Annotated in this window: 24 protein-coding genes; 14 read left to right on the plus strand and 10 right to left on the minus strand. The window is 69.0% G+C overall.

Annotation, left to right across the window (positions count from 1 at the left end):
• The first annotated feature begins 18 nt into the window (after positions 1-18).
• The 3 genes from ACLJQF_RS11490 to ACLJQF_RS11500 all read left to right on the plus strand — a co-directional run bounded on the left by ACLJQF_RS11490 (position 19) and on the right by ACLJQF_RS11500 (position 2,281).
• Positions 19-1,074, plus strand: coding sequence for an aldo/keto reductase (locus tag ACLJQF_RS11490; RefSeq protein WP_410608244.1), 1,056 nt, complete (start codon positions 19-21; stop codon positions 1,072-1,074).
• Between the two features lie 25 nt (positions 1,075-1,099).
• Entirely contained in the window at positions 1,100-1,534 is a 435-nt protein-coding gene (locus tag ACLJQF_RS11495) for a group I truncated hemoglobin (RefSeq protein ID WP_410608245.1), read from the plus strand.
• Between the two features lie 159 nt (positions 1,535-1,693).
• Positions 1,694-2,281, plus strand: a complete 588-nt coding sequence (locus ACLJQF_RS11500) for an NADPH-dependent FMN reductase (RefSeq protein ID WP_410608246.1) — start codon at positions 1,694-1,696, stop codon at positions 2,279-2,281.
• 83 nt (positions 2,282-2,364) lie between these two features.
• On the opposite strand, the gene ACLJQF_RS11505 is transcribed toward ACLJQF_RS11500, so the two are convergent.
• Positions 2,365-3,780: an MFS transporter gene (locus ACLJQF_RS11505; protein WP_410608247.1), complete on the minus strand. Its 1,416-nt coding sequence runs from the start codon at positions 3,778-3,780 to the stop codon at positions 2,365-2,367.
• Positions 3,781-3,967: 187 nt separating this feature from the next.
• Between ACLJQF_RS11505 and ACLJQF_RS11510 the strand changes: the two genes are divergently transcribed.
• Positions 3,968-4,375: a MerR family transcriptional regulator gene (locus ACLJQF_RS11510; protein ID WP_410608248.1), complete on the plus strand. Its 408-nt coding sequence runs from the start codon at positions 3,968-3,970 to the stop codon at positions 4,373-4,375.
• Positions 4,376-4,433: 58 nt separating this feature from the next.
• Here the strand turns inward: ACLJQF_RS11510 and ACLJQF_RS11515 are convergent, their stop codons facing one another.
• The gene (locus ACLJQF_RS11515; protein ID WP_410608249.1) at positions 4,434-5,189 is read right to left on the minus strand and encodes a cyclase family protein; all 756 of its coding nucleotides are present in this window, start codon (positions 5,187-5,189) and stop codon (positions 4,434-4,436) included.
• Positions 5,186-6,007 (minus strand): aromatase/cyclase, encoded by an 822-nt coding sequence (locus ACLJQF_RS11520; protein ID WP_410608250.1) that lies wholly within the window; start codon positions 6,005-6,007, stop codon positions 5,186-5,188. Before ACLJQF_RS11520 ends, ACLJQF_RS11515 begins: the two co-directional genes overlap by 4 nt.
• Positions 6,008-6,298: 291 nt before the next feature.
• On the opposite strand from ACLJQF_RS11520, the gene ACLJQF_RS11525 reads away from it, so the two are divergent.
• From ACLJQF_RS11525 to ACLJQF_RS11545, 5 genes are all read left to right on the plus strand, one after another.
• Positions 6,299-6,709, plus strand: coding sequence for a lipocalin-like domain-containing protein (locus tag ACLJQF_RS11525; protein ID WP_410608251.1), 411 nt, complete (start codon positions 6,299-6,301; stop codon positions 6,707-6,709).
• 184 nt (positions 6,710-6,893) lie between these two features.
• Positions 6,894-8,156, plus strand: coding sequence for a beta-ketoacyl-[acyl-carrier-protein] synthase family protein (locus ACLJQF_RS11530; RefSeq protein WP_410608252.1), 1,263 nt, complete (start codon positions 6,894-6,896; stop codon positions 8,154-8,156).
• Positions 8,153-9,376, plus strand: coding sequence for a ketosynthase chain-length factor (locus ACLJQF_RS11535; RefSeq protein ID WP_410608253.1), 1,224 nt, complete (start codon positions 8,153-8,155; stop codon positions 9,374-9,376). Before ACLJQF_RS11530 ends, ACLJQF_RS11535 begins: the two co-directional genes overlap by 4 nt.
• Positions 9,373-9,648, plus strand: coding sequence for an acyl carrier protein (locus ACLJQF_RS11540; RefSeq protein ID WP_410608254.1), 276 nt, complete (start codon positions 9,373-9,375; stop codon positions 9,646-9,648). The genes ACLJQF_RS11535 and ACLJQF_RS11540 overlap by 4 nt, the downstream gene beginning before the upstream one ends.
• A gap of 677 nt (positions 9,649-10,325) precedes the next feature.
• Entirely contained in the window at positions 10,326-11,027 is a 702-nt protein-coding gene (locus ACLJQF_RS11545; RefSeq protein WP_410608255.1) for an AfsR/SARP family transcriptional regulator, read from the plus strand.
• 68 nt (positions 11,028-11,095) lie between these two features.
• Here ACLJQF_RS11545 and ACLJQF_RS11550 read toward each other — a convergent pair whose 3' ends face one another.
• Both ACLJQF_RS11550 and ACLJQF_RS11555 read right to left on the minus strand, forming a co-directional pair.
• Positions 11,096-12,148, minus strand: a complete 1,053-nt coding sequence (locus ACLJQF_RS11550; protein ID WP_410608256.1) for a methyltransferase — start codon at positions 12,146-12,148, stop codon at positions 11,096-11,098.
• A 232-nt stretch (positions 12,149-12,380) separates the two neighbouring features.
• On the minus strand, positions 12,381-12,794 hold the full coding sequence (locus ACLJQF_RS11555) for a LysR family transcriptional regulator substrate-binding protein (protein ID WP_410608381.1): 414 nt from the start codon (positions 12,792-12,794) through the stop codon (positions 12,381-12,383).
• Between ACLJQF_RS11555 and ACLJQF_RS11560 the strand changes: the two genes are divergently transcribed.
• Positions 12,742-14,406, plus strand: a complete 1,665-nt coding sequence (locus ACLJQF_RS11560; RefSeq protein ID WP_410608257.1) for an aminotransferase class V-fold PLP-dependent enzyme — start codon at positions 12,742-12,744, stop codon at positions 14,404-14,406. The genes ACLJQF_RS11555 and ACLJQF_RS11560 overlap by 53 nt on opposite strands.
• Positions 14,407-14,490: 84 nt before the next feature.
• Here ACLJQF_RS11560 and ACLJQF_RS11565 read toward each other — a convergent pair whose 3' ends face one another.
• Positions 14,491-15,627 (minus strand): serine hydrolase domain-containing protein, encoded by a 1,137-nt coding sequence (locus ACLJQF_RS11565; RefSeq protein ID WP_410608258.1) that lies wholly within the window; start codon positions 15,625-15,627, stop codon positions 14,491-14,493.
• Positions 15,628-15,638: 11 nt separating this feature from the next.
• Complete coding sequence (gene dacB / locus ACLJQF_RS11570) at positions 15,639-17,141, minus strand: D-alanyl-D-alanine carboxypeptidase/D-alanyl-D-alanine-endopeptidase (RefSeq protein WP_410608259.1); 1,503 nt, start codon at positions 17,139-17,141, stop codon at positions 15,639-15,641.
• Positions 17,142-17,237: 96 nt separating this feature from the next.
• Between dacB and ACLJQF_RS11575 the strand changes: the two genes are divergently transcribed.
• Both ACLJQF_RS11575 and ACLJQF_RS11580 read left to right on the plus strand, forming a co-directional pair.
• A complete protein-coding gene (locus ACLJQF_RS11575) occupies positions 17,238-17,897 on the plus strand; it encodes a response regulator transcription factor (protein ID WP_410608260.1) in 660 nt (219 codons plus the stop codon).
• On the plus strand, positions 17,894-19,096 hold the full coding sequence (locus ACLJQF_RS11580) for a sensor histidine kinase (protein ID WP_410608261.1): 1,203 nt from the start codon (positions 17,894-17,896) through the stop codon (positions 19,094-19,096). The genes ACLJQF_RS11575 and ACLJQF_RS11580 overlap by 4 nt, the downstream gene beginning before the upstream one ends.
• 188 nt (positions 19,097-19,284) lie before the next feature.
• Here ACLJQF_RS11580 and ACLJQF_RS11585 read toward each other — a convergent pair whose 3' ends face one another.
• Positions 19,285-19,854: a helix-turn-helix domain-containing protein gene (locus tag ACLJQF_RS11585; protein WP_410608262.1), complete on the minus strand. Its 570-nt coding sequence runs from the start codon at positions 19,852-19,854 to the stop codon at positions 19,285-19,287.
• A gap of 84 nt (positions 19,855-19,938) precedes the next feature.
• On the opposite strand from ACLJQF_RS11585, the gene ACLJQF_RS11590 reads away from it, so the two are divergent.
• Positions 19,939-20,550 carry an NAD(P)-dependent oxidoreductase gene (locus tag ACLJQF_RS11590; RefSeq protein ID WP_410608263.1) on the plus strand — a complete coding sequence of 204 codons (612 nt, stop codon included), beginning with the start codon at positions 19,939-19,941 and terminating at the stop codon, positions 20,548-20,550.
• Entirely contained in the window at positions 20,547-21,455 is a 909-nt protein-coding gene (locus tag ACLJQF_RS11595) for an SDR family NAD(P)-dependent oxidoreductase (protein WP_410608264.1), read from the plus strand. Before ACLJQF_RS11590 ends, ACLJQF_RS11595 begins: the two co-directional genes overlap by 4 nt.
• A 31-nt stretch (positions 21,456-21,486) precedes the next feature.
• On the opposite strand, the gene ACLJQF_RS11600 is transcribed toward ACLJQF_RS11595, so the two are convergent.
• Positions 21,487-22,386: an NADP-dependent oxidoreductase gene (locus ACLJQF_RS11600; protein ID WP_410608265.1), complete on the minus strand. Its 900-nt coding sequence runs from the start codon at positions 22,384-22,386 to the stop codon at positions 21,487-21,489.
• Positions 22,387-22,525: 139 nt separating this feature from the next.
• Positions 22,526-23,386, minus strand: a complete 861-nt coding sequence (locus ACLJQF_RS11605) for an NAD(P)H-binding protein (RefSeq protein ID WP_410608266.1) — start codon at positions 23,384-23,386, stop codon at positions 22,526-22,528.
• Positions 23,387-23,510 lie beyond the last annotated feature (124 nt).

Consider the following 23,510-nt stretch of genomic DNA (forward strand, 5'->3'; position numbering starts at 1 on the left):
ACGCCAAGGGGTTTCGGTATGGAATATCGGCAGCTGGGCAAATCCGGGATCCGCGTGTCCGTGCTGACCATGGGCGCGCTGACCTTCGGCGCGAGCGGTGTCTTCGCCAAGGTGGGCACCACCGACCTGCCCGACGCGACCCGCCAGGTCGACCGCGCGCTCGACGCGGGCGTCAACCTGGTCGACACCGCCGACGCGTATTCCGGTGGCGCGTCCGAGGAAATCGTCGGCCAGGCCCTGAAAGGACGCTGGGATCGCGTGCTGGTCGCGACGAAGGCGCGGATGCCGACGGGCACCGGTCCCAACGACGCCGGCCTTTCGCGCCACCACCTGATCAACGCGTGCGAGGCGAGCCTGCGCCGGCTGGGCACCGACCACATCGACCTCTACCAGGTCCACGAGTGGGACGGCGCGACACCGCTCGAGGAAACCCTGTCCGCACTGGACGATCTGGTGCACGCCGGGAAGATCCGCTACCTCGGCTGCTCGAACTACGCCGGCTGGCACCTGATGAAGGCGCTGGCGACCTCGGACCGCCTCGGCCTGACCCGGTTCGTCAGCCAGCAGATCTACTATTCCCTGCAGGCACGGGAAGCCGAGTACGAGCTCATCCCGGCGGCCGTCGACCAGGGCGTCGGCGTGCTGGTGTGGAGCCCGCTGGCCGGCGGGCTGCTGTCCGGCAAGTACCGCCGCGGCGAGCAGCCGCCGGAGGGGTCGCGGCGGTTCGCGGGGTGGAACGAACCGCCGGTGCGCGACGAAAAGCAGTTGTACGACGTCATCGACGTCCTGTCGGAGATCGCCGGCGACCGCGGCGTTTCCCCGGCCCAGGTAGCGCTTTCCTGGCTGCTGTCCAAGCCGGCCGTGACGTCGCTGGTGATCGGCGCCCGGACCGACGAGCAGCTGGCGGACAACCTCGGCGCCGCCGACCTGGTGCTCGCCGCGGACGAACGCGCCCGGCTGGACGAGGTGAGCGTTTCGCCCCTGCTCTACCCGTACTGGCACCAGGCGAAGCTCGCGGCCGATCGGCTCAGCGCGGCCGACGAAACCCTGCTCCGCCAGCACATCACCAGGTAACCGCTGATCACACGAGGAGAACGCCATGACGGAAACCGACCTCACGGAACCGGCGGAGACGCCATCCCTCTACGAGCGCCTCGGCGGCATCTTCGGCATCGCCGCCGTGATGGACGTGCTCACCGACCGGCTCTTCGAAAACGTCTGGGCCAACCGGAACCCGTACGTGGCCAAGATGCACGAGCGCAACGGACGTCCCGGGTTCAAGTTCATGGTCACCGCGTGGTCGGCCGAACAGACCGGCGGCCCGAAGTGCTACCCGGGCCGTGACATGCACTACGCGCACGTGGACATGATCGCGTCCGAACACGACTTCGACGTGGTGGCCCTCGAAATCGCCGCGTCGCTGAGCTACTGCGGCGTGGGCGTGCAGGAGCAGAAGGAATACCTGGAAATCATCGAAAGCTACCGGCGCGAGGTCATCGACGCCCCGGCGAACGAAGCCGCGAGAAAGAAATAAGGTCCGGGCCCGCCACAGAACCACCCCGCGCTTTGCGCAGGGGTGGTTTTGTCGTCCGAACGGCCCGATACGGCGGCAGTTCGCGGTAAGATCCAGGCAGTTCGCAGCATTGGCGCTGCTCTCCCCCGAGATACCCGCAGCAGAAAGACATGAGGTCTCATGCCCCAGCTGATGATCATCGTCGGATCGACCCGGCCCGGCCGCGCCGGCCTCCCCATTTCGCGGTGGTTCACCGACCAGGCGAAAGCACACGGTGGCTTCGAAACCGCCGTCACGGATCTCGCCGAACTGGCCCTGCCGCTGCTGGACGAGCCCAACGTTCCGCGACTGCGGCAGTACACCCGGCAGCACACCCTCGACTGGAGCGCCGTGGTCGACGCCGCGGACGCCGTCGTGTTCATCACGCCGGAGTACAACTTCGGTTATCCGGCCACGATCAAGAACGCGATCGACTACCTGCACGCCGAATGGCACCACAAGCCGGTCGGGTTCGTTTCCTACGGCGGCGTTTCCGCGGGAACCCGCGCGGTTCAGCAGCTGAAGCAGGTCGTGACGACACTGCGGATGCTGCCGGTGTTCGAGGGGGTGAACATCGCGTGGCACCCGCAGTTCATCCGCGAAGGCGAATTCCACGCCGACGGGGCCATGGACCAGGCCGCCGCGGCGATGCTCGACGAACTGGTGCGCACCGAGGAAGCCTTGCGGCCACTGCGAGCCTCGAGCCGCCGGGCCCTGTCCACCAGCTGAACCCCGGTCCCGGAAGCTGTCGGGGGTGGTGAGCCGGCTCGGAATCCGGCTCACCACCCACCGACCACCGCTGGGGACGGTGGTCAGCTCCGCTCGGCACGCACCTGCGGCTGCGGGGCAGGGGCGGCCGGCGCGGGAGCACCTGCCTCGACCTCCTCGAACAGTGCCGCGGCCCGCGCGGCGGTGGTCTTGGCCCACGGGCCGGTGCTGATCAGGCCCAGCGCCAGGATCCCCAGGCCCAGGCCGAAGATCAGCCACCACACGCCGTGTTCGGAGTCGGTGAACGCGGTCCCGCCGCTGACCGAACCGACGATGGTCCCGGCGATCGCGACACCCAGCGTGGTACCGGTCTGCCGGCCGGCCGAGGCCAGCGAGGTGGCCACGCCCGCCATCGACCGCGGCATCCCGGAGACGGCCGTGTTGGTGATCGGCGGGTTGATGGTGCCCTGGAAAACGCCGAAGAACAGGAAGACCGCGAGCACGAGCACCAGCGGCGTCGCCGGGGTGAACACCAGCGACAGCAGGCCGCCCAGTGCCAGCGCGGTGCCGGAGACCACCAGCGGAATCCGGGGACCGTGCGCGCCGACGAACTTCCCGGTGCGCGGCGAAAGCAGGGCGATCAGCGCGCCGACGGGCAGCAGGCTCAGCCCGGCCGTCAGCGCCGACATGCCGCGGACGTTCTGCAGGTACAGCGTCGTGACGAACAGGAACGCACCGAAGGCGCACAGGCCGAACAGCGCCATCAGGATCGCCGAGCTGAACGGCACGCTGCGGAACAGGCGCAGTTCCAGCAGCGGGTCGGTCCGGCGGGTCTCGTACGCGACGACACCGAGCACGCCCACCACCGTGACGGCCAGCAGCACGAGGATGAGCGGCGAGGTCCAGCCACGGCGGTTGGCTTCGATGATCGCGTAGACGACGCTGCCCAGCACGGCGATCACCAGCAGCTGGCCCACCGGGTCGAACCGGCGTGCCCGCGGCGCGCGGGATTCGGGCACGAACAGCGTGGTGAGGACGACCGCGACGAGCACGATCGGCACGTTGATCCAGAACACCGAGCGCCAGCCGAAGCCGTCGACCAGTGCACCGCCGAGGATCGGGCCCAGCGCCAGCGAGAGGCCCGACATCGAACCGAACACGCCGATGGCCTTCGCCCGCTCGGCCGGGACGGTGAACGTGGTGGCGATGATGGCCATCGCCACCGGGTTGAGCATGGTCCCGCCGATGGCCTGCACGGCGCGGGCCACGATCAGCCACTCGATGCTCGGCGCCAGCGCGCACAGCAGCGAACCGACGCCGAAGGCGACGAGGCCGATCTGGAAGATGCGCTTGCGGCCGACGCGGTCGGCGGTGGACCCGGCCAGCAGCAGGAAGCTGGCCAGGACGAGGGTGTAGGCGTCGACCGTCCACTGCAGGCCGGTCACCGAGGCGTTCAGGTCACGGTGGATGGTCGGCAGGGCGGTGTTGACGATGGAGATGTCCATGACCACGACGATCATGCTGGCGCAGCAGATGGCAAGCACCAGTGATCGTTGGCGTGGGCTGAGTTCCGTCATTCGAATCCAATCAGAGTGCGCGGCCAGCGATCAGGAGCGGGTGGCTGTACCCGATGCTAGGATTTAGAGCGTGCTCGAAGTCAAGCAACAGTCGCGACCCCGGCCCACTCGTCCCGCCGGCGAGGTGGGGATGAGCATCGCCGAAGCCGCTCGCCGCACCGGCGTCAGCGCGCACACGCTGCGTTACTACGAACGCGCCGGCCTGGTCATCACCGACGTCGACCGCACCAACGGCGGACGGCGGCGCTACCACCAGGTCGACCTCGACTGGATCTCGGTCTGCACCAAGCTGCGAGCCACCGGCATGCCCATCAAGACGATCAAGCAGTACGCCGACCTCGTGGCCGAGGGACACGGCAACGAGCAGGAGCGGCTCGCGCTCATGGAGGCGCACGCCGCCGACGTGACGGCCAAGATCGCCGAGCTGCAGGAGAACCTCCAGCTCATCAACCACAAGATCGGTGTCTACCGCGGCCGGCTCGCGGCCGACGACGCCGACCGGCTCTGGGCGCCCACCCGCAAGAGGGCCCACGGCTGAACCCCGGACGTGCCCGAACCCGAGGCCGGTACGCCACCGGCCCCGGGTCCCGCACGCCTCACGCCTCGTCGACGACCGCGACCACCCGCGTCCAGCCCGCGCCGAGCCCGGCGAGCTTGACCGGGAAACAGGCCACGGTGAACCCGGTCGCCTCGGGCAGCGCGTCGAGGTTGGCGAGCTTCTCCAGCTGGCAATACGGCTTCTCGCGCCCGTAGAGGTGCGCGGGCCAGAGCACCCGGTTGTCCCGGTTCTCCCGGTAGTCCCCCACCATCGAGGCGAACGGCCGGTCGAAACCCCAGGCGTCGATGCCGATGACCTTGATCCCGCGCTCGACGAGGTAGGCCGTCGACTCCCGGGTCATTCCCGGGTGGTCGGTGCGATAGGTTTCGGCACCCCACAGCCGGTCCGCCCCGGTCCAGAGCAGCACGATGTCCCCCGCCCGGAGCTCGTACGGGATCTTGGCCAGCGCGTCCTCGACGTCGGCGGTGGTGATCCCGGCGCCGGGCGGGACGTGCCGCAGGTCGAGCCGGACGCCGGGGGCGAAGCACCATTCCAGCGGGATCTCGTCGATGGCCGCCGCGGCCTCTCCCCCGCTGCGGAGGCCGTAGTGCAACGGCGCGTCCATGTGGGTGCCGGTGTGTGTGGTGAGCGTGATCGTCTCGTTGGAGATCGATTCGCCCTCCGGGAAGTCCTCCGGCCGCAGACCCAGCGCGGCCGGCGCCGCCTTGTGGTCGAGCAGCGACACCTCGACCGGGGTGGCCTCGCTCGGGCCGTCCAGCACCGGCACGCTCAGATCGATCAGCCGGGGACTCACGCCGGGCTGCCCACGACCTGCACGCGCCGCTCCGACTCCTTGCGCACCGCGTCGAGGTCGGCGTGGCTGTTCCGCTCGACCGCGGCCTGCAGCAGCTCGGTGGCCCGCTCCGCGGACGGGACGGCCTCGGTGGGGCGGGCGGCGAAGTCGTGGGTGATGACCAGCTGAGTGCGCTCGTCGTCGAGCGGGAGCGCGCGCCACTCGCCGCCCATGAACTCGATCATGGGCGCGTTCTCCAGCTGGCGGTAGGCGATGGTGCGTCGCCCGCGGTCGAGGTCGCGGCGGCTCACCCAGCTCTGGATCTGGCCGCTGACGTCGACCACCAGCCGCGCGATCTGGTGGGTCTCGCTCTCCTCCAGAATCGTCGATTCCCGGGTCGGCGGGAACAGGTCCGCGTAGCCCTCGATGTCGGCCAGCACGGCGTAGACGACGTCCGCCGGCGCCTCGACGGTCACGGTGTGCTCGGTGTGGAACATGGCGTTCCCCTTTCCGCTGCCCGACGGCAGCATCTCCTCGTGGTTGGCATACGCGGCTTCGTAGTTCAGCTCACCCCGCCATTTGGTGATGAACTGGTGCACAACGGGCATTTCGGAAAACTTCCGCAGGGTCGCCACGTCCTCGCAGGAGAACTGCGCGATGTGTGTCGCCGTCATCCCCTTCGCCTGTTCGTCGACCGGGAAGAGCACATGCGGCTTCCAGCCGAACGCCGAGATCAAACCGGATTCGACCGTGACCTCACGCAGCCCGTCGAAGAAACTCCTGATCTTTTCCTCACCAGCCTCCGGCGAAAATCGGTAAATGAGGGTGTGCACGATCATGATTTCCTCCGAATGGTGGACTGCACGCAGGCACGGGGCGACGATTTGACGCTATGAATGCGGCCTCAAGGCGTCCTCAACCGGTACTGAACCACCGGACGGCAGTGCGGGACCCGATCACTTCCTCGCACCAGGACGATCATGGAATATCTCCCGAAATGACCAAATTGAACGATTTCGACCGAATGCGGAAAGGTGGTTCACACACCGGCTTGAGTGAGCGTTGAGATCGTCCCGGCACGGTCACAACGAGTTGTATCCTGCCCGCACTCTGTCACGCCGGGAGCACAGATGATCTTCGAGAAGGACCTCGCCGGAGTCTGGCGGCTGGTGGCCCACTACTACCTGGAGGACGACGGGTCCACCAGCGAAGGCCCGATGGGCGACCAGGCGGACGGACTGCTGATCTACCACGAGGACGGCTACATGTCGGCCAGCCTGATGCGCACCGAGCCGCTGACCAGCCTGAACGGCGCCCCACCACCGACCTACCTCGGCTCGACGGACAACTACCTGGCCTACGCCGGGCGCTGGCACGTGCGCGACGAGACCGTCGTGCACGACGTCGTCATCGGCTCGCACCCCCGGGTGGTGGACACCCGGCAGGTCCGGGAGGTCAAGGTGAGCGACACCGACCTCCGGCTGCTGCGCCGGCTCGGCGAGCCGCACGACTACGTCGTCATGGACTGGCGGCGCGCCTGATCAGGCGCGCATTCTCCGAATGCCATTACCGGTTCGTTAACGGCACGTTTCGCATTAGAGGTAGAGCGTCGGTTGAGTCGCGGTTGAGCGGCTCTGCTTAGCTTCTTAATTCGATGGTAATTGTCTGAAACTTGAGCGCGGAGGCCACGCAAATGAACGGCTTGCACGTGCCAGGTGGCGCCTCGTGAATTGCCGAGTCGTCATCACCGGAATGGGAGTTCGCGCACCGGGCTCCCTGGGCAGAGAACAGTTCTGGGCGCTGTTGTCGGCGGGGCGGACCGCAACCAGGCGCATCTCCTTCTTCGACCCCGCACCCTACCGGTCGCAGGTCGCCGCGGAGGTCGACTTCGACGCCGCGGCGGAGGGCCTGAGCCCTCGGGAGATCCGGCGGATGGACCGGGCGACGCAGTTCGCGGTGGTGTGTGCCCGTGAGGCGCTCGCCGACAGCGGGATCGACCTGCGGTCACCGCACCGCGTGGGCGTGAGCCTGGGCAGCGCGGTGGCGGCGGCGACCAGCCTCGAACAGGAGTACCTGGTGCTGTCGGACTCGGGCCGGAACTGGGAGGTGTCACCCGATCACCTGTCCCCGCACATGTTCGACTACATGGTCCCGAGCAGCATGCCCGCCGAGATCGCCTGGGCGGTCGGCGCGGAGGGGCCGGTCGCCATGGTGTCGGACGGATGCACCTCCGGGCTCGACGCCGTCGGGCACGCCGTCGCGCTGATCCGCGAAGGCAGCGCGGACGTCATGATCGCGGGGGCCACGGACACCCCGATCACCCCGATCGTGGTGGCCTGTTTCGACGCGATCAAGGCGACGACCACCTACAACGACGACCCGGCCCACGCTTCACGGCCGTTCGACGGCACACGCAACGGCTTCGTCCTCGCCGAGGGCGCGGCCGTGTTCGTGCTCGAGGAGCTGACGTCGGCGGTGCAGCGGGGCGCGCACATCTACGCCGAGGTCGGCGGCTTCGCCACCCGGTGCAACGCCTACCACATGACCGGGCTCAAGACCGACGGCCGGGAGATGGCCGAGGCGATCCGGGTCGCCATCGACCAGGCCCGGCTCAACCCGTCGGACGTCGACTACATCAACGCGCACGGGTCGGGCACCAAGCAGAACGACCGGCACGAGACCGCGGCGTTCAAGCGCAGTCTCGGCGAGAAGGCGTACCGGACACCGGTCAGCTCCATCAAGTCGATGGTCGGCCATTCACTGGGCGCCATCGGGTCGGTGGAGATCGCCGCTTCGCTGCTGGCCATGGAGCACCATGCCGTGCCGCCCACGGCGAACCTGCAGGTCGCCGATCCGGAATGCGATCTGGACTACGTGCCGAACGTGGCCCGCGAACACCGCGTCGACACCGTGCTCACCGTCGGCAGCGGCTTCGGCGGCTTCCAGAGCGCAATGGTCCTCACCCGGCCGAAGCGGGCGAGCGCATGACCGTCATCACGGGGATCGGCGTCGTCGCGCCCAACGGGTTCGGCGCGAAGGAGTACTGGGCCGCGACCCTGACCGGCCGGAGCGGAATCGCCGTACTGGACCGGTTCGACACGGCCCGGTACCCCGCGAGGCTGGCCGGGCTGGTCGCCGACGTCGACCCGGCCGCGCACCTGCCGGGCAGGCTGCTGCCGCAGACGGACGTGTCGACGCGGCTGGCCCTGATCGCCGCGGAGAGCGCGCTCGACGACGCCGGCGTCGACACGAGTGCCATGGCCGACTACGACATGGGCATCGTCACGGCCAACGCCTCCGGCGGGTTCGAGTTCACGCACCGGGAGTTCAAGAAGCTCTGGAGCCAGGGCCCGGAACACGTCAGCGTGTACGAATCCTTCGCCTGGTTCTACGCGGTGAACACCGGCCAGATCTCGATCAGGCACGGCATGCGCGGGCCGTCGACAGCGCTGGTCGCCGAGCAGGCGGGCGGCCTGGACGCGCTCGGGCAGGCCAGGCGGACGGTCCGCACGGGCATCCCGCTCGTGGTGAGCGGCGGTGTCGACTCCGCGTTCGACCCCTGGGGCTGGGCCTCGCACCTGGCCGGCGGCCGGGTCAGCCTCGACCCCGACCCGGCGACCGCGTACCGGCCCTTCGACGTGCGCGCGGCCGGCTACCTCCCCGGCGAGGGCGGGGCCATGTGCGTGCTCGAGGACGCCGGCGCCGCGCGCGACCGCGGCGCCAGGGTGTACGGCGAAATCGCGGGCTACGCGGCCAATTTCGACCCGGCCCCCGGCAGCGGCCGCCCCCCGGGACTGCGACGGGCCGCCGAATCCGCGCTGGCGGACGCCGGGATCGCCCCCGGCGACGTCGACGTCGTGTTCGCCGACGCGGTGGGGGTCCCGGAGCTGGACCGCCTCGAAGCGCAGGCCCTGCGCGAGGTCTTCGGCGCGCACGCGGTCCCGGTCACCGCCCCCAAGGCGCTGACCGGGCGGCTGCTGTCCGGCGGCGGGGTGCTCGACGTCGTCTCGGCGCTGATGAGCATCCAGGAAAGCGTTATCCCGCCGACCTTCGGCACCACCGAGGTACCGGCCGGCTACGGCGTCGACGTCGTGCTCGGCGAGCCCCGTCCGGCCGAGGTGAACACCGCTCTGGTGCTCGCCCGTGGCCGCTGGGGCTTCAATGCGGCCACCGTCATCCGCAAATCACCGGAAGGGAAGCTGACATGACCATGAGCATCGACCAGCTGCGCGGCATACTCGTCGAGTGCGCCGGCGGCGACGCCGACGCGTTGCCGCGCGACCTGGTGGACGTCCCGTTCGAGGAACTCGGGTACGACTCCCTGGTCCTCATCGAGACCTCGGCCACGCTCAAACGCGAGTACGGCGTCCTCATCCCGGACGAGCAGCTCACCGAACTGCGGACGCCGGCCGAACTGCTGGCGCTCGTCAACGACCGGCTCGTACCGGTTGCCCTGGCGAGCCACCCGGCCGGCGACTGACCACCGAGCCGGCCGCGACGGGCGGGTCTTCCGACGACGTGATCACGGCACCTCCGTGATCCGCCGTCCGAAGGCCCGTCCGTTCTCGTGTTGCCGTGGGAGAAACCGGTTGCGTCAAACCGGACAGAATCGACTCATGTTGCCGCGAACACACTCCTTCATCTGATCATCTTTGCGAATATTAGGCCAGATGGAACAAAGCCATGCCGCCGGTGGCCGACCACGATGACCAGATACCGACATACCAGTCACCTAGTTGGGAAAAACTTGCCGACAGGCGATCAAATGTGTAGTATTCAACTATAAAGTACTGGGGCAGTAGAACTCGTTGGTGGAATAGTAGGGATGCTGGGTGGATTTTCGCGTCGAGGGGGAAGTGTTCCTTGCTTGCCGCCCGACGATCTCCCCGAACCACGAGCTCATACTGAAAGCGACTGGACCGGCATTGGATTTCCCGTGCGGTCGGCCACTGTCGCGATGATCAAATTGATCGGCGCACCCGCCGGCCATATTCGCTGAATGCGATCATCCGACCCCCATGCGACGGAAGTACCTCGTCAGCTGCCAGTCGTCGGCTTTCACCGGAGTTTCTTATGCTGAGTGAGCAGATTCGGATCGGCCTTCTCGGGACACTCGAAGTCAGCCACACATACAGAACGACACAAGACCGGTGCTCAGTGCAGATCACCGCAGCCAAGATGCGCCAGGTACTGGCGATGCTGGCAGTCAACGCCAACGCCATGGTCAGCACCGACCAGCTGATCGACGAGCTGTGGCCGGACAACCCGCCCAGCACGGTCAAAACCATCGTGCAGACCTACGTGTATCAATTGCGTAAACTGTTCGGGGAAGCGTCGCGCTCCACCAAGGGCACGACATTGCTCACCACCCGGCCCGGTGGCTATCTCCTCACCGTGCCGCGGGAAAACGTCGACATCTTCCAGTTCCAGGACCTCATGGCACGGGGGCGGGCCGCGCTGCGGCACGGCAAGTCCGTCAACGCCGCCGACCTGCTCCGCGAGTCGCTGGCGCTCTGGCGCGGCATCGTCCTCGCGGACGTCACCATGGGCCCGAACCTGCAGGGTCTGTCGGTGTATCTGGAGGAACAGCGGCTGGAAGCGGTGTCCGCGCGGATCGAGGCGGATTTGGCCAACAACCGGCACTGCGAGGTCGTCGGTGAGCTCCGGCGCCTGGTGGCCACCCACCGGTTGCACGAGCCCTTCCACATCCGGCTCATGCAGGCACTGCACCGGTCCGGACGCCGTGGCGAGGCGCTGAGCGTCTACCACCAGCTCCGCGGGATCCTCGACCAGGACCTGGGTCTGGAGCCGTCGTTCGAGGCACAGCAGTTACAGCACGATATCCTCAACAGCCGCTGACGCCGGGAAACGACCGGGTCTGCCCGCCCTCCTCGGAGGGCGGGCAGACCCGTTTCCCCGCGCGGATCTCACCGGGGAATGGAAGCCTCGACCAGGTGCAGCAGCGGCTTGATCGGCGAAACACCCTCAAAGCACAGGCCGGCGCGCTCGATGAGCTGCGTGACGCCCTTCATCGTGTGCCGTTTGCCGTTGGTGTTGAGCAGGAACAGCAGATCGATCCCGGTGGCGTACCGGATCTCAGGGCTGTCGTCGACGAGGTTCGTCACGATGAGCACCCGGCCGCCGGGCCGCCCCGCCGCCGCGGCGTTGCGCAACGCGGTCACCGTGCGGTCGTCGTCCCACTCGAGGATGCTCTTGAAGAGGTACACGTCGGCTTCGACGGGAATCTTCTTCAAGCAGTCGCCTGCCATCACCTCGGCCCGCGAGGCGAGCGCGCCACCGGGGCGCAACCGCGGGTCCGGGTTCGCCACCGCTGCCGGGAGATCGACCAGTACCCCTTTCAGGTGCGGGTTCTTCTCCAGCAGGACGGACAGGTTGTATCCCCGGCCACCGCCGACGTCGGCAATCGTTCCGGCGTCGCTCAGGTCGAGCGTGTCGGCGATGGTCGCGGAGGTGATCCGGCTCAGCTCGGTCTGGGACCGGTTGAACACCTCGGTCGACTCCGCCCATTCCTGGTGCAGGTGCGCGAAGAACTCGGTGCCGTACTTGTCCTCGAACAGCCCCTGCCCGCCGCGGCGAACGGCCTCCTCGAGGTGCGGCCAGAGCTGCCAGGTCCACGGCTCGGTGACCCACAGCACCCAGTACTTGAGGCTCTGCGGGTGGTCCTCGCGCAGCAACGCCGACGCCGACGTGTGCATCACACCATCGGCGGTGTCGGCGAAGATCCCGTAACAGCCGAGGTTGCGCAGCAGTCGTTCGAGCACGCCGGCGTCGACATCGAGGTTCTTCGCCAGCTGCTCCACCGGGACAGGCACGTCCCCGAGCTGTTCGGCCACGCCGATCCGGATGGCGGCCCGCAGCGCGGCGGGCGCGGCGGCCGCCAGCGCGAGCTCGCGCAGCGTGGTGACCGGCGCGATCTGCTCGTCGCCGATGCCGGATGAATTGCTTTCCACAATGGTCATCTGTCCTGCTTCGGGGTCGCCGGGATCTACAGGAGGAACAGGGTCGCTCACCACAAACAATGGAACTCAAGGTTAAAGTGGTGCTCAAGCCCGGCTGATGCACAAACCGCGCCCCCGAGCCCCGCCGCGATCGACAGATCCACAATGGACCGAAGGAGTACGCCGACCACCGTCAGCGCCAGGCATGCCACGGTGGCCCACCGGATCCATGTGCGGCGGCGTGGTGCCGCTGTTATGGCGCTGCCGACGCCTCCGGTGCGGGATGTCGTTCACGAAGCAGGTTCAGGAACGCCTCGGTCGCCGCGCTGGGCCGCCTGGTCGAGGCGGTGGCGACGGCGACCTGCCAGCGCACTTCGCCGTCCGCGACCCGCACGGTGTCGAGGCCCGTCCGGTCAGGGACCAGTAGCCGACCGAGAAACGCGATCCCCAGCCCGGCCCGGACGAAGCTGACCGCGGTTCCGACGTTCGCGACCTCGACCGTGATCTCCCTCTCCACTCCCGCGGCGGCGAAAGCTGTGACCGGCTGCCCAGCAGGCAAACGGCCACGAGAACTGCCCCTTTTCCTCTGCCGCCCGGCCGTGGGGAGGTCTCCAATGGGAAGAGTGGAGGAGAACGCGCTGATGCACCGGGTGCGGCAGTCGATCATCGGCAACGACCTGGCGATGGCCGGTCCCTTCGGCCTTCGCCGCGTGATCTACGCCGACTACACCGCTTCGGGGCGCGCGGTCTCGTTCGTCGAGGACTTCATCCGCGACCACGTCCTCCCCTGGTACGCCAATACCCACAGCGAGTCCTCGGCCACCGCGGCGCAGACCACCTCGCTGCGTGAGGAAGCCCGGTCGGTGATCCGGGACGCCGTCGGCGGCGACGAGGACACGGTCGTCATCTTCACCGGCTCGGGCTCCACGGGAGCCATCGACAAGCTGATCACCATCCTCGGCCTGCGGCTGCCGGACCGCTGCCGGCTTGCCGACGCGATCGCTCCGGAGGACCGGCCGGTCGTTTTCCTGGGCCCCTTCGAGCACCACTCCAACGAACTGCTCTGGCGGGAATCGAGCTGCGACGTGGTCACGATCCCGGAAGACGCCGACGGCGGCGTGTCCCGGAACGCCCTCCGTGCCGAACTGGTTCGCCACGCCGCCCGGCCGCTGAAGATCGGGTCCTTCTCCGCGGCGTCGAACGTGACCGGCATCGTTTCCGACGCCCCGGCGATCTCGGATCTCCTGCACGAGCACGGCGCGCTCGCGTTCTGGGACTGTGCGGCCGCCGCGCCGCACGGAGGTGTGCGCATGTACCACCGGGGCAGTTCCCGCAAGGACGCGATGTTCCTTTCGCCGCACAAGTTCGTCGGCGGCCCCGGCACCCCGGGGGTGCTGGTGGTGCGCCGGGAACTGCTGCGGAACCGGGTTCCGAGCGTGCCCGGTGGTGGCACCGTGGACTACGTCAGCACGACGGATCACCACTACCTCGGCGACGCCGCGCACCGCGAAGAAGGCGGCACTCCCGCGATCGTCGAATCCGTCCGGGCCGGGCTGGTGTTCGGTCTGCAGCAGGCGGTCGGCGTCCCGGCCATCCGCGAACGGGAGCAGGCGGTCCTGCGGCGCGCGCTCGAATCGTGGTCGGCCGACCCGAACCTCGAGGTGCTCGGCAACTCCGACGCCGACCGGGTGGCCATCGTGTCACTGCTGGTGCGCGGGCCGAGCGGGAAGCGGCTGCACCACGACTACGTGGTGACGTTGCTCAACGACCTGTTCGGCATCCAGGCCCGCGGCGGCTGTTCCTGTGCCGGCCCCTACGGGCACCGCCTGCTCGGAATCAGCCCGGCTCGTTCGCGGCAGCTGCGGAACGAGGTCCTCGCCGGCCAGGAGGGCGGCAAACCGGGCTGGGCGCGGATCAGCTTCGACTACACGATGTCCGACGCGGTGGTCGGCTACGTGATCCAGGCGGTGCACCGGGTGGCGGCGAGGGGATGGACGCTGCTGACGGACTACCGCTTCGATCCGGCGACCGGACGCTGGCGCCACCGCCGCGCTTCCGGACCCCGGCTGAGCTTGTCCGACCTGCGATACACCCCGGGGGGCGTGCGCCAACCACCCGCGCCGGACACGCTGCGGGAGGACGCCTTGCCGGCGCAACTCGAAGACGCGGACCGGATCTTCGCCGCGGCGAACGGGTCGCGGGACGCGGATTTCGGGCGAGCGCCCCGAGGCTTCGAGGATCCGGACTGGTTCGAGCTGCCGTCGGAGTGCTTGACATGACCCCGGCCGACGACACCCGCACCGCGCCCGACAAGCCCACTACCAGCGAAGACACGCTCATCATCACGAAACGCGGCTGGTGTGTCAGCTCACGATCAGCTGACGGGCGAGATCGACGATCGGCCGGATGCTGGTGTCGTAGTTGCTGAGCACGACGGCGACCCAGCCGGCGTCCGGGAACACGTCGAGGTTGTTCGATCGGCCGGGGCCGCCGCCCGTGTGTCCCACTATGCGGTGCGCTCCGGTGATCGCCTCGACCTGACCGTACCCGTAGAACTGGCCCTGTGGCAGGTCGACCGGACTCACGGCCTGCTTTCCGGTCGTGGCCAGGTGGGTGAACGCGGGGTTCAGCAACCTGCCGCCGTGCAGGGCGATGGCGAAGCGGAGGAGGTCCTGCGCGGTGCAGTATGCGCCGGTGAACGGGCCGCCGACGTAGGGGAACCCCGGCAGGGTCGTGGCGTCGACGCGCGGGCCGCCGGGTCGGGTCGCGTAGCCGAGGGCGATGCTGTCGTCGGCGCGGATCTGAGGCTTCGCGAAGAAAGCCGAGCTGGTCATACCGGCCGGGGCGAACACGTGTTGGCGTATGTAATCGTAGAAGGACAGCCCGGACACCGCGGCTGCGATGGCGCCGAGCACGAAGTAGCCGTCGTTGCTGTAGCTGAACTGGCTGCCCGGCGTGAACCGCAGTGGCAACGTACGCAGGTAGGCCGACATGCCCTGCCACGCGTCGTCGACGCTGTCCCACGTGTCCTCGTCGGCCGGTCGTTGGTTGGTCAGGCCGGGCCGGCCGACGCCCGCGGTGTGCGTCAGCAGTTGGTGCACGGTCGCGCGGGAGACGTCGGCGGGGAACCCGTCGAGGTAGGCGCCGAGCGGCTGGTGGAAGGCCACCGCGCCCTGCTGTGCGAGCTGTGTGACCGCCACCGCTGTGAGGCACTTGGTGATCGACGCGACGTCGAAGCGGGTGCCCGATGCGTTGGGGACGCCCTGTTTGGCCAAGCCGTGGAACCTGGTCAGCACCGGTTTGCCCTGGTGGGCCAGCAGGACCGCGCCGGAGAACTGGTCGGCCGCAGCCCGCTCGGCGATGAACCGGTCGAACCTGCCGCCGGGCAACAGATCGCGCGGCACGGCGCCGGACGGCGTGGCGTCGCCGGGGACGCCGGTGGCGAGCAGACCGGCGGCGGCGCCGAACAGGCCCAAGACCGACCTTCGTGTCGTGTGCATGGAGATTCCCCTTACCTGGTAAGTGATTCGTAGACGGCGGTGACGACGTCAGCCTGTGCGACGCCGGCCCTGTCCTGTAGTGCCATGGCTTCCGCCGCTGATCTGGCCGCCATGTCCATGAGCTGCGAGAACACCACCAGCCGCCCGTCCGGCAGGACGAGGTAGCCGGCCAGCGCCTTGTGCAGCTCGGTGCCGAGGAAGCCCGTGCCGGTCTTGGCGAACGTGCGGCCGGCGGCGGGAGAGTCGGGCGTGGTGTCGGTGAGCGTGCCGTCCCGGCCCAGGATCGCCATCGCGTCGCGGTACGCCGTGAAGTACCGCTGCCGTGCCATGTGCCGCAGGAACTGGACGAAGAAGTCCGGGCTGAAGGTGCCGCCGGTCGGGTCGACCGGCTCGAGGCCGGCGCGCTCGAACAACGCGGCCTGGAGACGTGCGCCCGCGTCCTCGGCGTTGTCGGCGTCGTGCCCGGCGATCGCGCCGACGAGGTAGGGGAAGTACACGGTGTGCACGTTGGAGCTGAGCTTGAGCATGACCTTGGCCTGCTCCGACAGCGGCGGCGACATGTGCTCGGCGAGCAGGCGGCGCGTCCCGTCCCCGGTCCTCCCGTCCGCGATGTCGACGCCGGCATCGGTCAGCGCCTGCGCGAAGGCGATCTCGGCGAAGCGGACCGGGTCCGGCACGAAGTACGGACACACGACAGGCTGACCGCCGGCCTGGATGTCGCCGGTGAGCCGCACGGTCCGCGTGCCGTCGGGGTTGGTGGCGACCGGTGTGAACGCCAACCGCCGCGCCGGCCGGTCGACCGTGGTGACCTCGTTGACCACGGTGACGTAAGAGGTTTCCGGCCATATCCGCAACTCCGCGCGACCCGGTGTCACCACGACGTCGACGACGTTGTCGTTGACCATCATCGGGGACACCGGGATCGGGCCGAGGCCGTTGAAGATGTCCTCCTCTCCCTGCCGGAACAGCGAGGCGTCCACCCGGACCCGGCCGGTGACGCGCCGGACGCCGCGAAGTCGCACCTGGCCGGCGAGCTCGCGAAGTTGCCGGAGCGGGTCACCGGGAATGGGCTCGGTCGCGCTCCCGTAGGTGTGGTCGGGGTTCGGCAGCGCGATCGTGCCGTGCGACCGGAGCCGGGGCCCGAGCACCAGGTCGCCGCCGGCCACCAGGACCAGGTCGCCGTCGAGCACGCCACGGCGGACGGGACCGTGAGCGTTCACCCTGGTCCGGAACCGGTGCGAAGGTCCGAGCGCCTCGAAGGCCGACCCCGCGATGAAGACCTTGAGCGAGGACGCCGGCACGAACCGCTGACCCGGGTTCAGCGCGTAGACCGGCTCGTCCGTGTGGTGAACATGAAACCGCATGCCCCACCGCGACCCGGCCAGCTCGGACCGGGTGATGATCTCCTGGATACGTGCGGCGAGCGCGGGTTCTGCCCGCGCCGTGGCTCGTGTGGACAGCAGACCGGCGGTGGCGACCGCGGCGGCGCCGAGCACGGTTCTGCGTGAGTGCACATTCATGGTCGCCAGAGGTACGCGGCGCACGGTTGCACGACGGTTACAGCGCTGGTGTAACCGCCACGCAACGTCGGTTGGGGCAAGCTCGCACGGGTGCGGGTACTGGTGATCGAGGACGACGCGGAGCTGGCCGAGGCGATCGGGGTGGGGTTGCGTCGCGAACAGATGGCCGTGGACGTGGTGTTCGACGGCGCGACCGGGTTGGAGCACGCGCAGACGGCCGACTACGACGTGATCGTGCTCGACCGCGACCTGCCGGGCCGGCACGGCGACGACGTGTGCGCACGCCTCGTGGCAGACGGGCGCCGAGGCCGCGTGCTGATGCTGACCGCCGCGGCGACGATCGAGGACCGCGTCGACGGCCTCGGCCTCGGCGCCGACGACTACCTGCCGAAACCGTTCGCGTTCGCCGAGCTGGTGGCCCGGCTGCGTGCGTTGTTCCGGCGCGCCCAACCCGCTGTGCCCCCAGTGCTGACACATGCCGGTCTGGTGCTCGACCCGTCGCGCCGCTCCGCCACCCGCGACGGCCGTCAGCTGGATCTCGGGCCCAAGGAGTTCGGCGTGTTGGAGCTGTTGCTGGCCGCGCAGGGCCGGATCGTGCCGGCGGAGGAGCTGCTGGAGCGGGTGTGGGACCAGATGGCCGACCCGTTCACGACCGCGGTGAAGGTGACCGTCAGCCGGCTGCGCCGCAAACTGGGCGACCCGCCGGTCATCGAGACCGTGCCCCAGGCCGGCTACCGGATCGGGCCATGACCCGGGGGACGGTGCGGTGGCGGCTCACCATTGTCTATAGTGGACTGTTCTTGCTGTCCGGCGCCGCACTGCTCGTCATCACGTACCTGTTGGTGGCAGGCGGGTTCCCGGTCATCCGGCTCCAGGACGCGCCGGACGGCGACGGAATCGTGCGGCTCTGCGCCCAACCGGACGGCTCGGTGGCCACCGACCGCGACTTCACGGCCTGCGCGGAAAAAGCACGCGCGCTGATGACGACCCAGCAGGCCGAGACGGTGCGCCGGCTGGTCCTGCGGTCCGGCGGCGCGCTCGCGATCATGACGGTGGTGTCCGTCGGCTCGGGCTGGATCATGGCCGGCCGGGTGCTGCGTCCACTGCGGACGATCACCGCGGCCGCCCGAGACATCTCCGCGGGCGACCTGCACCAGCGACTCGCGATGACCGGCCGGCAGGACGAGATGAGGGAACTGGGCGACACGTTCGACGGATTGCTGGCCAGGCTGGAGGCGGCGTTCGACGCGCAACGCCAGTTCGTGGCCAACGCCTCACACGAACTGCGCACCCCGCTGGCCCGTCAGCGAACCGTGCTGGAGGTGGCACTGGCCGACCCGGCCCCGACCCTCACCGGCTTGCAGACCGTGTGCCGCCGGGTGCTCGCGGCAGGCGAGCAACAAGAACGACTCATCGAAGCGCTACTGACCTTGGCCCGCAGCGAACGCGGCCTCGATCGTCGGGAACCTGTCGACCTGCAAGCAATCACCAGCTCGGTCGTCGAGGCTCGCCTGGCGGAGGCGCAGGCGCGGTCGGTGATCGTCACCACCGACCTGATGCGCGCCCCTGTCCTGGGCGACGCCCGCCTGGCCGAGCGCATGATGGCCAACCTGGTGGACAACGCGATCCGCCACAACATCCCCGGCGGCACGGTCACTATCGCGACCGGCTCCAGTACCGCCACCGTGACCAACACAGGACCGGTGATTCCTGCCGACGAGTTGGACCAGCTGTTCCAACCCTTCACCCGGCTGATCGGCGAACGCGTCGCCGCCCCCGACGGCCTCGGCCTGGGACTCCCCATCGTCGCCGCGATCGTCGCCGCCCACGAGGGTCACCTCGACGCCCGCCCGCTGCCCACCGGCGGGCTGACTGTGACCGTCCGGCTCTCGGCTGATGCTGTTGTCGCAGCACCGAGCCAGGTGGCGCCCGCATCCAGAACGTCGTGACGTGCCTGTCGGTCTTGCCGGGTTGACCATCGCCGCCGGGCCCTCGCATCCAGCGCTGGTGATCGAACGGGACTTCACCGCCGCCCAGGCCGTCCGGGTCACCCGGACAGCGTCCGACGGCACGAAACGGGTCCACCGGCTGGCGGGCCTGGTGCAATGCGGGTGCCCAGTGCGTTTCGGGACGCTCATCAGTCGGTGGACCAGGTACCCAGGGCGGCGATGGCGGCTTCGACGAGGGTGGAGTCGATCGGAGCACGCTCGATGGTGCTGCGGTAATACATCGGCCCGATGGCCATGGCGGCGGCGTTCCGGCTGGTGAGCGTGAGGGTGATCTCGCCGCGTGCTCGGGCGTCGTCGAGGGCGGCCGCGAGTCGGTCGGCGAGGATGCCGGCGAACTGCGCGCGACGGGCGTCCATGTTCTCGTCCCACAGGGCGGTGTTGGCCAGGGTCGTGGACACCGCACGGACGTCGTCGAGCTCGAGCTGGCGAGCGATCGCGGTCAGTTCTCGTCGTAGCCAGTCCCGGGTGGGCGTGGTGGGTTTGTCGAGGAACGGCATCGGGACGGTGGCCATGGCCTCGAGGAGGAGGGATTCAGCCTGAGGCCAGTGGCGGTAGACCGTCGCCCGTCCCACTCCCGCGCGCTCAGCGACCTGCACGTGCGTCACCGCGGTCGGGCCACGTTCCAGCAGCAGCTCACGGGCGGCGTTCAGGATCGCTTCGCGGCTTCGCAGGAACCGGGGGTCTGCCTCGCTGGTCACGAACCAATCTTATGAGACAACTTGACTCGTAGTACAGCCGGGATGCATGCTTGAATTATGAGACAAGATGTATCACAGAAGACGGTGGCGGTCCTCGGAGCGACCGGTGCCACCGGCCGTCACGTGGTGTCCACGGCTCTTCAGCGCGGGCACCACGTCGTCGCACTGGTCCGCCGGACAGGCACGTTCACACCGAGGGAACGCCTCCGCGAGGTGACCTGGCCCGAGGTCACGGACGCCTCGACCCTCACCCGTGCGCTGCCGGGCACGAACGTGGTGATCAGCGCGCTGGGCGGGGCGGACAAGGGCCCGACGACGGTCTGCACCGACGGCATCCGCTCCGCGGTCACGGCGATGAAGGCAGCGGGGGTGGCCCGTTTGATCGCCCTCAGCGCGCACGGCGTGCTGGAGACGCACGACAAGTCGCTGTATTCCTTGGCGGTGTGGGCGAATGTGGCTGAGCGGATGCACGACAAGGAGACGATGGAACCGCTCATCACCGCCTCCGGTCTGGACTGGACGATCGTGCGGCCACCGAAGCTGTCGGACCACGACGCGATCGGGAAGTACCAGGCCGGCACCGACCTGCCCATCCGGCTGTGGAGTTCGGTCGGACGCGCCGATCTCGCCGCGTTCCTGGTCGAGGAGGCCGAAACCCCGCGCTACACCCACGCCTGCCCGAGGATCACCCGATGAACGCCACCATCCCCGACCTGACGGGCAAGATCGCCGTCGTCACCGGCGCGACCGGTGGCATGGGCCAGATCATCGCCGCCGACCTCGTCCGCGCAGGCGCGCACGTGGTCACCGTCGCCCGCAACACCGCTCGTGCGGACGCTCTGCGCGCACGCATCGGCTCGCCGGCAGCGAACCGGCTCGACGTCATCGCCGCAGACCTGTCCCGGCGCGCGGACGTCGTGGCCACGGCGAAGACCATCCTGGATCGGCACGACCGGATCCACATCCTCATCAACAACGCCGGCGCACACTTCGCCGAACACCGCGTCTCGGCCGACGGCATCGAGATGCACATCGCCCTCGACTACCTCGCCGCCTACGGCCTCACCACCCTGCTGGACCTACCGCTGCGACGCGGCCAAGCCCGCGTGGTGAACGTCGCCAGCGACACCCTCAACGACACCCGCCGGATCAAACTCGCCGGCAAGCCCCGCCCGGCAACCCTCGACCTGGCCGGTATCGGCGATCTCGCGGAACTCAACCCCGCAGCCGGGTTCGCGCCGTTCGAGGCCTACGCACGCGCCAAGCTCATGACCGTCACCGCCGGCTACGCCCTCGCCCACGCCCTCGCCGCAGACGGAGTAACCATCAACGCCCTGCACCCGGGAATCGTCGCCACCACCATCATCGACGACCTCATACCCCCACTCCTGCGCCCCATGCGCACACTCATCCGCCGCAGCATGCTCACCCCTGCCCAAGGAGCGACAAGCGCGACACGGCTCGCGACCGACCCCGGGATCGCCGGCCTCACCGGCCGATACTTCAACCGCGACACCGAATCAACCACCCCACCGGTATCCCACGACCCCACCACCCAACACAGACTCCTCACACTGAGCCAAACCCACTTCGCCTCCTGACAACGGCGCTGGGGTCCGCTGCCCATGTGGTTCAGACGAAATCTTGGGGATGCAGCACGATGCGCCCGTGGACCTTGCGATCGGCCAGGGCCTGATAGGCATCGCGCACGGCGCTGAGTGGATACGTTGCGGCGATGGGGATGCGCAGGTCACCGGCAGCGGCGAGGGCGGCCAGTTCAGCCAGCGCCGGGAGACCGCCGGCGTCAGCCGTTCCGACAGATTTGACGCCCTTCTCTTTCGCTCCGCGATAGTCGACGACGGTGTCGATGCGGTCTGCCGGAACGCCGAGGTCGATGGCAAGGTCGAGGTAGCCGCCACCGACAGCGTCGATGAAGGCATCGACTCGATCGGTCGTGGCGAGGATTCGTTCTCGTTCGCCGTCGCCGTATCGGACCGGCTCGATGCCGTGGTGGCGGAGCAGGTCGAAATGTGCGTCGCTGGTCAGGCCGATCACCGTCGCTCCGGCCCGGAGTGCGAGCTGGGCGGCGGTGAACCCGACGCCACCCGATGCACCCGAGATCACGATGGTCTCGCCCGGCCGGGGTTCCACCGCCCGGATGGCGCCGAGGCCCGCCATCGGTGTGGTGCAGAGCGAGCCCGCCACGTCCCAGGAGAGGCCTTGCGGCTTGCTCACCAGCTGGTCTGCGGGGATGGCGACGAACTGGGCGTGGGCGTCCCAGCTCTGCAGGCGGCCCAGCACCGCGTCACCGACGGTGAAGCCGGGCACGTCGGCGCCGACCGCCATGACTTCGCCGGCGAGATCGCGGCCCGGCGTGTAGGAACTGCCGTGCAGTGCCGGTAGCGCTCCGGGGTTGAGCGCACCGGCTTCGACGCGCACGACCACTTCGCCCGGGCCGGCCACGGGTTCGGGGATGTCCGCGAGGTAGATCCCGTCGATGCCGGAAAATCGGTCGTACCGCACTGCTTTCATCGTGCCTCCTGGTTTGCCGGTGATTCGAGCCGGCCGGATCGCGTGTGAGGACGCGGTGTCCGCTCATCGGCCATGAGCGCGTCGCCGGTCAGGCATGTCCTGGGTTTGGGCAGCGCGCCGGACCGTTGCCGCTCGGGTACTAGCGCGCGGCCGGCTGGTGAGCCAGCACGTCACGCGCCGACTGCGGTTCGCGGCCGAGCAGGTCGCGCAGCAGCGGATCGGTCCCGGCGAAGAAGCCTTGTTCAGCGGCCTGGTACATGCCGAGCACGAAGCGGACCATCGGTTCGGGCCGGCCGCCGGCGATCTGGTCGGCGACCCACCGGTCGGGATCGACGACGGCCAGCCCGATGCTCCGGCCGGTCAGGTCTGAGGCGATCCGGGCGAGGTCGGCGAAGGTGGGGGCCGCGTCCGCGGTGAGCGTGACCGGGCCGTCGTAGCCGCCGTGGGTGGCGAGGATGATCGCGGCGGCTTCGGCGGCGTCGTCGCGGGCGGTCCAGGACACCGGTCCGTCGGCGGGCACGGTGATGACGCCGGTCTCCCGCCAGGGGCCGGCCAGCCACGCGAGGCTGTGGGCGTAGTAGCCGTTGCGCAGCGACGTCCAGGCCACGCCGGACTCGGCCAGAAGCTGTTCGGTCGCGGCGTGCACGACCGCGGGCCGGAACGGCGAGTGGGAGGCGGCGCCCTGATGGCTGGTGTAGAGGATGCGTCCGACGCCCGCGGTCACGGCGGCGTCGATCGCTGTGCGGTGCAGGGCGGCCGCATCGGCGCCGGGATCGTTGGAGGAGACCAGCAGCACCTGGTCGGCACCGTGGAAGGTGGTGGGCAGCGAGGCGGCGTCGGCGTAGTCGCCGTGGCGGACCTCGACCCCGCGGTCGGCGAAACGTCGGGCCTTGGTGACATCGCGGACCGCGACGGCGACCTCCTCGACCGGGACCCGGTCGAGGAGATGGTCCACGGTCGCGCCGTTGAGCGCGCCGGTCGCGCCAGTGACGACGATCAAGACGAACCTCCGAATGTTATCAGTGGAACTAAATTAACGATAACATCGGAAACTCTTTGCTGGCAACAGTGCTCCATCGCCACCGCGTTCCACCCCGGCACCGTCCGGTCCGGCCTCGATCACC

Source organism: Amycolatopsis sp. lyj-109, assembly GCF_046548995.1.
Taxonomy (GTDB): domain Bacteria; phylum Actinomycetota; class Actinomycetes; order Mycobacteriales; family Pseudonocardiaceae; genus Amycolatopsis.